Here is a 10737-nt window from a genome sequence, read left to right on the forward strand (position 1 = left end):
CAAAAGGCAGTCCATAGTGATGAATTCTCATCATGGACTGCCTTTTCTAATTATAGTACTTTTCCTAAAAATGCTTTAGTACGTTCATTTTGTGGGTTTCCGAATAGTTCCTCAGGCAAACCCTCTTCCACAATATAGCCACCATCCATAAAGACTACTCGATCACCAACTTCACGAGCAAAGCCCATTTCATGTGTGACTACAATCATTGTCATCCCTTCAGCAGCTAGATTTTTCATAACATCTAACACCTCTTTTACCATTTCTGGATCAAGAGCTGAAGTAGGCTCATCAAATAAAATGGCCTTTGGCTTCATGGCTAACGCACGTGCAATGGCTACACGTTGCTGTTGTCCACCTGATAGCTGTTCAGGATAATTATAGGCTTTACTGTCGAGACCCACCTTTTTTAAAAGCTCATGCCCAAGCTCTTCAGCTTCTGGACGACTCATTTTACGAATTTGCATTGGTGCCATCGTGACATTATCGATGACGTTCATATGAGGGAATAAGTTAAATTGTTGAAACACCATTCCAACCTCTGCACGAATCTCATTGATATTCGTTTTCGGATCATTGATCTTTACATCTTCAATATAAATAGCACCATCCGTTACTTCTTCTAGCATATTAATGCAACGTAAAAAAGTACTTTTCCCTGAACCAGAAGGCCCAATAACACAAACAACTTGTTTTTCTTGGATTTCATAATCGATCCCTTTTAATACTTCTAGCTTACCAAAATATTTGTGTAGGTTCTCAATTTTTATCATCTTGCTTCCCGCCCTTCTGCCTTACGAGGGACATAACTATTGCTAAATCGCTTCTCAATAAATGCAACAATTTTCGTTACACCATAAGTTAATATTAAATATAATAGTGCAGCAACAATGTACGGTTCCCAGAAACGGAAGCTTGCACCTGCAACAACTTTACTAGCATATAGAATATCTGGTGCAGCAATGACTGTTACTAGTGAGGAATCCTTTAATAATGCTATGAATTCATTCCCTAATGGCGGGATCATGCGTCTAAAGGCCTGCGGTAAAATAACCTTACGCATCGCTTGATTATGTGTAAGACCAAGAGAACGAGCGGCCTCCATTTGCCCCTTTGCAATACTTTGGATACCTGCACGGAAAATTTCTGCGTTGTAAGCAGCACAGTTTAAAATAAGCGCTGTAATCCCCGAAACCATATATCCTAAAGAATGACCAAAAATGGTTGGAATAACGGCTAAGTGTATTAATAAAATTTGAACTAGCATTGGTGTTCCGCGGAATAAATCAACATATAATTTTGATGGCCAATAGATCCATTTTTTACTTGATAATTTTCCTAGTCCTAAAAACAGTCCTAAAAGAATACCGCCAAAATAACCACTAAGTGTCAAAATAAGTGTTACGCCAATACCTCGTATAAACATATCTCGGTAGTTCCAGACAATGTCCCAGCGTAGGTCAAAGATGTCCATCCGAAAACCCCATTTCCCCTTTAAAGTCATATCAATTAAATGAGTCGCTAGCATATTGCTTCGCGAGTGGCATTACCATTTTATTATTCGAAATCAGTACCTGTAATTTCTTTTAATTTACCGTTTTCTTTAATCTTTTTCAGACCTTCATTTAATTTATCTAATAGCTCTTTATTCCCCTTTTGAACCATAAAGCCATAGTATTCTTTTTCGAATGCGTCATCTTGAATGACTTTAATTTTTTGATCTGGATGCGCTTTAATATATTCGTATACTACCGCATTGTCTCCAATAGCTGCGTCAACATTACCATTTAACATCTCTTGAATTGCGATTGGCTGACTTTCGAAAGCCATGATATTTGTACTTGCTTCACCTTGTAGCTTTTTAGCTGCCATATGACCAGTAGCATTAATTTGTACGGACACCTTTTTATCTTTTAATTCATCTAATGATTTAATCTTTGAATCTTCTTTCACAACAATTAATAATTGAGATTCATAGTATGGCTCAGTAAAATCAAATGATTCTTTGCGCTCATCTGTAATTGTAATCCCTGAGGCACCAATATGTGTTTCACCATTTTTAATTGTTTGGAAAACGGGTTCCCAACCAATATTATTCCACTCTACTTCGAAATCCATTTCATCAGCAATTGCTTTTAAAATATCGACATCAATCCCCACAATTTTCCCTTTATCGTCAACAGATTCAAACGGTGCAAAAGTTGCTTCTGTCCCTACTTTATATACTTTCTTTCCATCTCCACCTTCTGAAGGTGTACTACCCGAAGAGGCATTGTCCTTTGTGCCACATCCTGCAAGTGCTAAAGTTAGCGCTGCTATAATCATAAGTAACATCCAAGCTGTTTTTTTCATTGCATTTCCCCCTATTTCGATAATTTTCCATTCTGCGTATTATTTTTCGCAATTCGGAAATGTTAGACTATTAGGTCAATTATATTAATATTATAGTATTTGTACAACAACTTTTCGCATAAAACTAAATATTTTTTCATATTAATTAATGGTAAATTCATTTAAATAGAAAAAATAAGCATTAATAACAATAAAACGAACCTAAAACTAATATATATACAATAGAAGCAATGCCAAATTTCGATAAATTTAAACAAAAAAAAGAATCCCCTCAGAAAGGATTCTTTTTTTCGGCTATTACTAGCCTTCACGGACAGTATGTTCACTAAAAAATAATTTGGAGTTGTTGCTTTTTTGAAGGTTTGAAAGGCATAAATAGGGGAATAATGCCAACTAGGACAGTATTCCCATTACTTTTCCTCTCTATCTCCACTAAGCAGGCTGCTAAACTACTTATTAGGAGATTGAGCTATTACAGTATATCAATATTCAGTAAAATGGCGCCCTCGGAGGGAATCGAACCCCCAGTGCAAGAACCGGAATCTTACGTGTTATCCATTACACCACGAGGGCAAAAAACACAAAAAAAAAGTACTCACCCTAGGCTTACGAAAAGCATGATGTAGATAATCCTCATTTTGAAGCATACCTGCAAAATAGTGTCCTGTACTTTCAAACTTATAACCTTACCTATTATACAAACGTATCACATATAATTCAACCATAGAATGCAAAAAGAATTTATTTTTTTTTATTTTAATTAATTTCACTTTAACAGGGTTAATATTTGACCTTCCCTGACTATAATGTGTATGATAAGGTTACAGCTGAAATAACAATGTAGATTTCAGCAAAGGTAATCGAATTTAGTTTTTTGAAGGAGGATTTAACATGAATTTAATTCCTACAGTTATTGAACAAACAAGCCGTGGTGAACGTGCATATGACATTTATTCACGTCTACTTAAAGACCGCATTATCCTTTTAGGAAGTGCTATTGATGACAATGTGGCAAACTCAATTGTCGCACAGCTACTTTTCCTACAAGCAGAAGATCCAGACAAAGACATTTCTCTTTACATTAATTCGCCAGGTGGATCAATTACGGCTGGTATGGCTATTTATGACACAATGCAAATTATTAAGCCAAAAGTTCAAACGATTTGTATTGGTATGGCTGCATCAATGGGAGCATTCTTACTTGCCGCGGGTGAACCTGGTAAACGTTTTGCATTACCAAATGCAGAAGTAATGATTCACCAACCACTAGGTGGCGCACAAGGTCAAGCGACAGAAATTGAAATTGCTGCTAAACGCATTTTATTCTTACGTGAAAAATTAAACGGCATTTTATCTGAACGCACTGGTCAACCACTTGAAGTCATTGCAAGAGACACAGATCGTGATAACTTCATGACTGCTGAACGTGCAAAAGAATATGGTTTAATCGATCACATTATGCACCGTAGTACGGATAATAAATAATACTAAAAAGCCTCACAGAAATTACTCTGTGAGGCTTCTTTATTTGTTTGTTAATCTTCATTTTCAATAATTGTAGCTAATGCTGTAACCGCTTGCTCAGCATCATTGCCTTCACTACTTAACGTTACTTCGGTACCTTTCGCAACCGCTAAGCTCATGACACCCATTATCGATTTGGCATTCACTTTTTTTTCATCTTTTTCTAGAAAGATATCCGCACTGAAACGATTGGCCTCCTGCACAAATAGTGCCGCTTGTCTAGCTTGTAGTCCTAATTTTAATTTAACCTGGACTCTTCTCTCGATCATTCTCAAAACTCCCCTTCACTACCGTTCATCTATTAGTTTTATCTTACCTTACTTACTAGCAAAAGAACAATAAGCGATTACGCATGACTTTCATACCTGAAAAGTATGATAACTTAACCACCTATTTTTTCACCGCGTCTTAATGCATCTGCTATTTCGTCTATTTTTCTTAAACGATGGTTGACACCTGATTTGCTGACGGTACCACTGGATACCATTTCACCAAGTTCTTTTAATGTAACATCTTGATACTCTACTCGTAATCGTGCAATTTCACGAAGCTTTTCTGGTAATTGGTCAAGACCAATTGAATTTTCAATAAATCGAATATTCTCTACCTGTCGTAATGCTGCTCCAATTGTTTTGTTTAGATTGGCCGTTTCACAGTTCACAATACGATTGACACTATTGCGCATGTCTCGCAATATCCGAACATCCTCAAATTTCATCATTGCCTGATGGGCACCTACAATATTAAGGAAATCAGAAATTTTTTCCGCTTCTTTTAAATAAGTAACAAAGCCTTTTTTGCGTTCAATTGTTTTGGCATTGAGTTCAAATTCATTCATTAAATCCATCAATGCCTCGCCATGTTCTTTATATAAAGAATAAATTTCTAAATGGTAGGCGGACGTTTCTGGGTTATTGACAGAGCCTCCTGCTAAAAATGCACCTCTTAAATAGGCTCTTTTTTGACCATTTCTTTTAATGAGCTTTCTTGAGATCGTATGATTAAATTGAAAGTCGTCTGAGATGATTTCTAAATCAATTAACAGCTCGCGTGCTCCTTCTCTTACACGGCAAATATATACATTATTTTTTTTCAATCGCATTTTCTTACGAACTAGCAATTCCACATTGTACGGATACAATTTTTTCATAATCGTATATAGTCTTCTTGCAATTGCAGCGTTTTCAGTTTGCACGTCCAAGCTTAGTTGTTTATTCGCAAAGGATAATGAACCATTCATACGAATTAGGGCAGAAACTTCTGCTTTCATACAATGATTGTCCGCTTCTATTTGGGTTAATTCCTTTTTTGTTTCAGAAGCAAAAGACATATCACGCCCCCCTTTCAATCATAATTTCTATGTATATGTTCATCTTACCATATACAATAAACACTTTATGTTTCTAGTATCGGTTCTCTTACCGATCATAAATACCTGCATAATCTACCAGCCATTCTGCAACATTCGTAGCATTATGTCGAACCGTACCATCTGATCGAATTGTAGCAATATCGCGCCTTATAACCTCTAATCCCATACTTTCAAGCTTTGCCACATCAAACGTCACTGGCTCTGCTCTTTCTTCTTTATACAATTCTTTTACAGGATTCGGCAGTTCTTCATCATTAACTAAAATCGAATCAATAAAGGAAGCGCCAACATGCTTATGTATGGCTGATACATGATCACCTGCTGTATAAGAAATGGTTTCACCTTTTTGTGTCATTAAATTACAAACATATATTTTTCTTCCTTTAGCTTTTACAACAGCTTCCCCAATCTCTTTGACAAGGAGATTCGGAATAATACTTGTGTATAAGCTTCCTGGGCCAATTAATATATAGTCTGCACGCTGAATTGCTCGAATAGCTTCTGGTAACGGTTGCACGTTTTCAGGTACTAAAAAAACGCGATCAATGCGTTTTGTCGCTGTTGGGATTTTTGATTCACCTTCAATGATTGAACCGCCCTCTAACACAGCATGTAAATTAATTTTTTTATTGGCTGCTGGTATTACACGGCCATGTACTTTTAACACCTTCCCCATCTCACTTATAGCATGGTTAAAATCACCAGTAATATCTGTAAGTGCTGTTAGCATTAAGTTGCCTAAGGAATGGCCACGTAAATCCTCTGACGCTGAAAAACGGTATTGAAACATTTGTTCCACTAGCGGTTCAATATCTGATAATGCCGCAATGACATTACGAACATCACCCGGTGGTGGGATATCATAATCATCTCGTAAACGTCCTGAAGAGCCGCCATCGTCTGCTACCGTCACAATAGCAGTAATATCAAATGGATGGTGCTTGAGCCCACGAAGTAATGTTGATAGTCCTGTTCCACCACCAATTACCACAAGCTTTGTTTGCTTTTTCCCCATTCACTCATTCCTTTCTACGATTAATATCACGATGCGTAATAACCGTATTCTCTTTGCTGGCTAGATAAGCCCCAAAAAACTCTGCTAAAGTTACTGAACGATGCTGACCACCAGTGCAACCAAAAGCGATAACAAGTTGTGATTTACCTTCTTGTCGATAAAGAGGAATCATAAAGTCGAACAAATCCGTTAGTTTTTGTATCAGTATCTGCGTATCCTCCAAGGCTAAAACATAAGAGGATACTTCTGTTTGAAGACCCGTCTTCGGACGTAGCTCCTCTACGTAATATGGATTTTTAAGGAAACGAACATCGAACACCAAGTCTGCATCAATTGGCATACCATGCTTGAAGCCAAAAGACATAATGTTTACGGTAAAAATTGTATCTGCTTCACTGGAAAATTCTTTAACTATCTTTTCACGTAATTGCTTTGGTTTCATGTTAGATGTGTTATAAACAAAATTAGCACGGCCCTTTACTTCCGATAAAAGTGCTCGCTCTTGCTTTATACCATCTAAAGGTAAGCCGCTTACTGCCAATGGATGGGCTCTTCTTGTTTCTTTATAGCGCCTTACTAATGTGGCATCGTCTGCATCTAAAAATAAAATACGAGCTACAATGTCGCCTTCTTTTAGTATATGGTCTAACGCCCCAATAAGCGCATCAAAAAAGTTGCCTCCACGCATATCCATCACTGCTGCAATACGTGTACTATTTTTTCCAGAATCTCTTAGCAGCGTTAAAAAAGTTGTAAGTAACGCAGGTGGTAAATTATCAATACAGTAATACCCTAAATCTTCAAAGCTTTGAATAGCTACGGTCTTCCCAGCTCCAGACATTCCTGTAATAATAACCAATTCATGTGTACTTTGTTGGCCTTCAACCACCACTGTCATGCAACTCCTTTATTGATCTTTTGATATTTGTATTTTCTGGTGAAGTAATTCAAAATTCGTTGTATAGTCAAACGTGCCATACTGAATACCTGATTGCGAAATAGCAAATTGCAAATTAGTGCGATCTCCTTCAGCCATTGGCAAATGTGCTAAATCCTCTACTGGGTGCCATGCAAGTTTACCTTCTCTAGTTTCTACAAACGGTACACCGTCTACATCCTTAGCAACAAATGTATAAAGCATCCATTCATCTACGACTTCATCATTTTCTTTAATGACCATCGTATATACACCCTTTAGGTGTACATGTAAAGGTTTAACATTTGTCTCTTCCTGAAATTCACGAATAGCAGCCTCAAAGATGGACTCACCGCTTTCCATTTTTCCACCCGGAGCAACGTACCAACCACGTCTTGGTTTCTGAAGTAATAATACTTTACCGTCTTTTACGGCAATTAAATTTGCAATTCTTTGCATAGGCACACCTCTAATCACTTTTGCATTCTACTCTCCATTATAGCAAGACACTGCAAGATTTGTCCTCATTTACAACTCTCATACGTAGACATTTAACAATTTAGTTTTATCCAAGAATTTATTGAAAAAAAGCTCATGCTCTTTTCATGATCTATATAAATAAAAAAGTAGGTTGTTCCCACCTAATTGAGGCGGAAACAACCTACTAAACAAAATAAAAGGGGGATTGCTAATTACACTTTTAATCATACACCTTTTATATGTCATTCAAGTTACAACAATATTAAAACCACATTAAAATTGTATTTTTTTCCTTAAAATAGCCAAGTTATGCATTAATTTTCTCTAATAGTTCTTCTACATAATGCTGTACAGCTTGTGCTGCAATACTGCCATCGCCTGTCGCTGTAACAATTTGACGAAGTGATTTTTCACGTACATCTCCAGCTGCAAAGATACCTGGAATTGTTGTTTCCATATTATCATTTGTCAAAATATAACCAGCATCATTTAAAATACCTAAAGATTCAAACGGCTTTGTTAAAGGTAGCATACCGATATAAACAAACACACCATCTGTTGTAAACTCTGACTCAGTTCCATCCACAGTTGATTGTAGTGTAACACTGCCCACTTTACCATTAGCTTCATTAATTTCTTTTACTGTAGCATTCCAAATGAAATCGATTTTGTCATTTGCAAAGGCACGATCTTGGAGGATTTTTTGTGCACGTAATTTATCACGACGGTGGACAATTGTTACTTTATCAGCAAAGCGTGTTAAATATACGCCCTCTTCTACAGCTGAATCTCCCCCGCCAACAACTACAAGGTTTTTTTGTTTAAAGAACGCGCCATCACAAACTGCACAGTAGCTGACACCACGGCCGCCAAGTTCTTTTTCACCAGGCACACCCATTTTTTTATACTCTGCACCAGTTGTAATAATAATGGCACGTGTTTTATATTCTTTTGTACCTGATTTAATTGTTTTAAATTCTTCCCCGTCGATGATTTCTGTTACATCGCCATAGGCATATTCAGCACCGAATTTTTTAGCATGGTCAAACATTTTTGTAGAAAGCTCAGGTCCTAAAATTGTATCGAAACCAGGATAGTTTTCTACTTCTTCAGTGTTGGCCATTTGTCCACCAGGGATTCCTCGTTCAATCATAAGCGTTGCCAAATTAGCACGTGATGTATAAACAGCAGCTGTCATCCCAGCAGGACCTGCACCAATAATGACTACATCATAAATTTTTTCTTCCGACATAAATACTTCCCCCTAAACAGAATACTTTTTATCTTCATTCAACAAATAGTAGTGAAAGTGTAACGTCACCTACATATGATCCCAACTTACAATAGAGGGGATGAAGATAAACCATTGGCAACTAGCAAGAAGTAACACTCAACGCAATGTTGCCACGGCAAATTCTTGATAACGTTAGTATGTTCATCGTATGTGAAAGTATAAAGTTATTCAACTATGTTGCTCACACACTAATTATGACTGTCTGGTAAAAAAGCTAAAATTTCTTCAATATACTTTGATAAAGTGGCAACAGATACTCCATATTGTTGAGCTATTTCTTTTTTTGTCACCTTAAGCATTTGAGAAGACCTAAATAAATAATCATTTGCTCCTGCAATCGCTACAGGATTTGTAAAACGATAATTTTGAATTAAAGCTTGTTCACACAGGACAAACCACATTTGAAACATAGGTACAATCAATGATGATAATTTGCCATATTGCTCTAATAAAATTTCTGGCACATTTACAGCACGTAAAAAGCTGGCCTCTACTTTGTTTTTCTTATCAAATTCATGACCAAGTGCATAGGCTAAAAATAATTTCTCAAATGCACCGAATTGCTCGATATTGACCCATTTAGGATGAGCGATTATCTCTTGCTTATGAGCAGTATCCTTCAATAAAAACAATCCAAAGATACGCTCACTTGAATAGCTACTTTCTAATTTTTCAACGATAAAATTTCGATCATGTTCCAACGCGTCCAGCGCAAATTCGTTGTCATGTTGGCGCCAAGGTTCAAACCCCTCTTTATCTGGGTCTACCTCTAGCAGTTGACCCCAAGCACTTTTGGAAACCTCCTCATGCCCTGAAAAATAGGCAGCATGGGATAACCAGAAATAAAAACCTGCGTCTCCTACATAGCCTCTTTTTTGCATACTGCGCAACCATTTATAGGCTAATTCATATTGCCCTATTAAAGCTAATGTAGCACCTAGTTTATAACGATGCTCCCATGTATATGGCTGAATTTTAACAAGGATATTTAAAAGCTCTTGCAGATCTTCTTCATTCTTTTCGTAATACGCAATCACCGTTAAGTTACAAAGTGCATGTAAGTTTCCCTTATTTTCACGTAGTACTGTATGTAAGAGAGCCTTCGCCTGTTCCTCTTCTCCAACATAAAAATAAGCAAGTGCAAGATTATTATAGGCCGACCAAAAGGCTGGTCGATCTTCAATTAAATCTTCTAAAATAGTAATAGCTTCAGGAAAGTCGCCCTTCTCCATATGACGGCGAGCCTGCTCCTGACGATATAAATCCTCACCAGATCCTTCAAGCTCCTCAAATTCATCCTGCTCGAAAGCGACAAATTCTAATATTTCTGCTGCTTCATCTGCATAAGCACCTTCAGGCTCTAGCTGCAAATACTCTTCAGCAAAGCGTTTTGCATCCTGCATGATTCCTATACAACCTGACACTTCCGCCATGTAAAAAATAATTTCCGGATTATCGGGGTCAATTTGATAGGCACGACGAAGCAGATCATACGCTTCTTCAAAACGTTGACCTTCTAACTCTACAATAGCAAGCTGCAAGATTATCATAGGATCATCTGGGCTAAGATCAACTGCACGCTGCAAATATTTATAGGCTTTATTCATTTGTCCACTGTTCATAGCTTGAATTGATTTTTTATAATAATAGTCGCCTGTTGGAATGAACGACACTATATTCGATTGGTTCTTATTTTGACGTTTCTTTTCCAATACATTTCCTCCGAAACAAGAAATAAGGAACGTATTAAACGTTCCTTTACACAGTAAACCCTATTATACCAT

The 10737-nt window shown here is 37.0% G+C and carries 11 protein-coding genes and 1 tRNA gene; 1 reads left to right on the forward strand and 11 read right to left on the reverse strand.

All coding sequences use genetic code 11. The annotated features are described in order from the left end of the window. Positions 1–50: 50 nt before the first annotated feature. From B3D94_RS03900 to B3D94_RS03915, 4 genes are all read right to left on the reverse strand, one after another. A complete protein-coding gene (locus B3D94_RS03900) occupies positions 51–773 on the reverse strand; it encodes an amino acid ABC transporter ATP-binding protein (RefSeq protein WP_193833025.1) in 723 nt (240 codons plus the stop codon). After that, positions 770–1474: an amino acid ABC transporter permease gene (locus B3D94_RS03905; protein WP_036120219.1), complete on the reverse strand. Its 705-nt coding sequence runs from the start codon at positions 1472–1474 to the stop codon at positions 770–772. Before B3D94_RS03905 ends, B3D94_RS03900 begins: the two co-directional genes overlap by 4 nt. An 83-nt stretch (positions 1475–1557) precedes the next feature. Then, a complete protein-coding gene (locus tag B3D94_RS03910) occupies positions 1558–2352 on the reverse strand; it encodes a basic amino acid ABC transporter substrate-binding protein (protein WP_025116559.1) in 795 nt (264 codons plus the stop codon). A gap of 498 nt (positions 2353–2850) precedes the next feature. After that, positions 2851–2925: transfer RNA gene (locus tag B3D94_RS03915), tRNA-Arg, on the reverse strand. A 318-nt stretch (positions 2926–3243) separates the two neighbouring features. Between B3D94_RS03915 and clpP the strand changes: the two genes are divergently transcribed. Beyond that, positions 3244–3837, forward strand: coding sequence for an ATP-dependent Clp endopeptidase proteolytic subunit ClpP (gene clpP, locus B3D94_RS03920; RefSeq protein WP_008173241.1), 594 nt, complete (start codon positions 3244–3246; stop codon positions 3835–3837). Between the two features lie 50 nt (positions 3838–3887). Here the strand turns inward: clpP and B3D94_RS03925 are convergent, their stop codons facing one another. The 7 genes from B3D94_RS03925 to B3D94_RS03955 all read right to left on the reverse strand — a co-directional run bounded on the left by B3D94_RS03925 (position 3888) and on the right by B3D94_RS03955 (position 10665). Beyond that, positions 3888–4145, reverse strand: coding sequence for an HPr family phosphocarrier protein (locus B3D94_RS03925; protein ID WP_004228023.1), 258 nt, complete (start codon positions 4143–4145; stop codon positions 3888–3890). Positions 4146–4258: 113 nt separating this feature from the next. Next, a complete protein-coding gene (gene whiA, locus B3D94_RS03930; RefSeq protein ID WP_069482570.1) occupies positions 4259–5206 on the reverse strand; it encodes a DNA-binding protein WhiA in 948 nt (315 codons plus the stop codon). A gap of 88 nt (positions 5207–5294) precedes the next feature. Further along, entirely contained in the window at positions 5295–6263 is a 969-nt protein-coding gene (locus tag B3D94_RS03935) for a gluconeogenesis factor YvcK family protein (RefSeq protein ID WP_069482571.1), read from the reverse strand. A 4-nt stretch (positions 6264–6267) separates the two neighbouring features. Next, complete coding sequence (gene rapZ / locus B3D94_RS03940; protein WP_069482572.1) at positions 6268–7161, reverse strand: RNase adapter RapZ; 894 nt, start codon at positions 7159–7161, stop codon at positions 6268–6270. A 9-nt stretch (positions 7162–7170) separates the two neighbouring features. Beyond that, on the reverse strand, positions 7171–7638 hold the full coding sequence (locus B3D94_RS03945; protein WP_258270315.1) for an NUDIX hydrolase: 468 nt from the start codon (positions 7636–7638) through the stop codon (positions 7171–7173). A 328-nt stretch (positions 7639–7966) separates the two neighbouring features. Further along, positions 7967–8911, reverse strand: a complete 945-nt coding sequence (gene trxB / locus B3D94_RS03950) for a thioredoxin-disulfide reductase (protein ID WP_008173253.1) — start codon at positions 8909–8911, stop codon at positions 7967–7969. A gap of 230 nt (positions 8912–9141) precedes the next feature. Then, entirely contained in the window at positions 9142–10665 is a 1524-nt protein-coding gene (locus B3D94_RS03955; protein WP_069482574.1) for a tetratricopeptide repeat protein, read from the reverse strand. Positions 10666–10737 lie beyond the last annotated feature (72 nt).

Source organism: Lysinibacillus sp. UBA5990 (assembly GCF_002429815.1).
GTDB lineage: Bacteria > Bacillota > Bacilli > Bacillales_A > Planococcaceae > Lysinibacillus > Lysinibacillus fusiformis.

What these genes read in the sequence shown, in the direction of transcription:
- B3D94_RS03900 (WP_193833025.1), bottom strand. Translation starts at nt 773, where the DNA reads ATGATAAAAATTGAGAACCTACACAAATATTTTGGTAAGCTAGAAGTA.
- B3D94_RS03905 (WP_036120219.1), bottom strand. Translation starts at nt 1,474, where the DNA reads ATGGACATCTTTGACCTACGCTGGGACATTGTCTGGAACTACCGAGAT.
- B3D94_RS03910 (WP_025116559.1), bottom strand. Translation starts at nt 2,352, where the DNA reads ATGAAAAAAACAGCTTGGATGTTACTTATGATTATAGCAGCGCTAACT.
- clpP (WP_008173241.1), top strand. Translation starts at nt 3,244, where the DNA reads ATGAATTTAATTCCTACAGTTATTGAACAAACAAGCCGTGGTGAACGT.
- B3D94_RS03925 (WP_004228023.1), bottom strand. Translation starts at nt 4,145, where the DNA reads ATGATCGAGAGAAGAGTCCAGGTTAAATTAAAATTAGGACTACAAGCT.
- whiA (WP_069482570.1), bottom strand. Translation starts at nt 5,206, where the DNA reads ATGTCTTTTGCTTCTGAAACAAAAAAGGAATTAACCCAAATAGAAGCG.
- B3D94_RS03935 (WP_069482571.1), bottom strand. Translation starts at nt 6,263, where the DNA reads ATGGGGAAAAAGCAAACAAAGCTTGTGGTAATTGGTGGTGGAACAGGA.
- rapZ (WP_069482572.1), bottom strand. Translation starts at nt 7,161, where the DNA reads ATGACAGTGGTGGTTGAAGGCCAACAAAGTACACATGAATTGGTTATT.
- B3D94_RS03945 (WP_258270315.1), bottom strand. Translation starts at nt 7,638, where the DNA reads ATGCAAAGAATTGCAAATTTAATTGCCGTAAAAGACGGTAAAGTATTA.
- trxB (WP_008173253.1), bottom strand. Translation starts at nt 8,911, where the DNA reads ATGTCGGAAGAAAAAATTTATGATGTAGTCATTATTGGTGCAGGTCCT.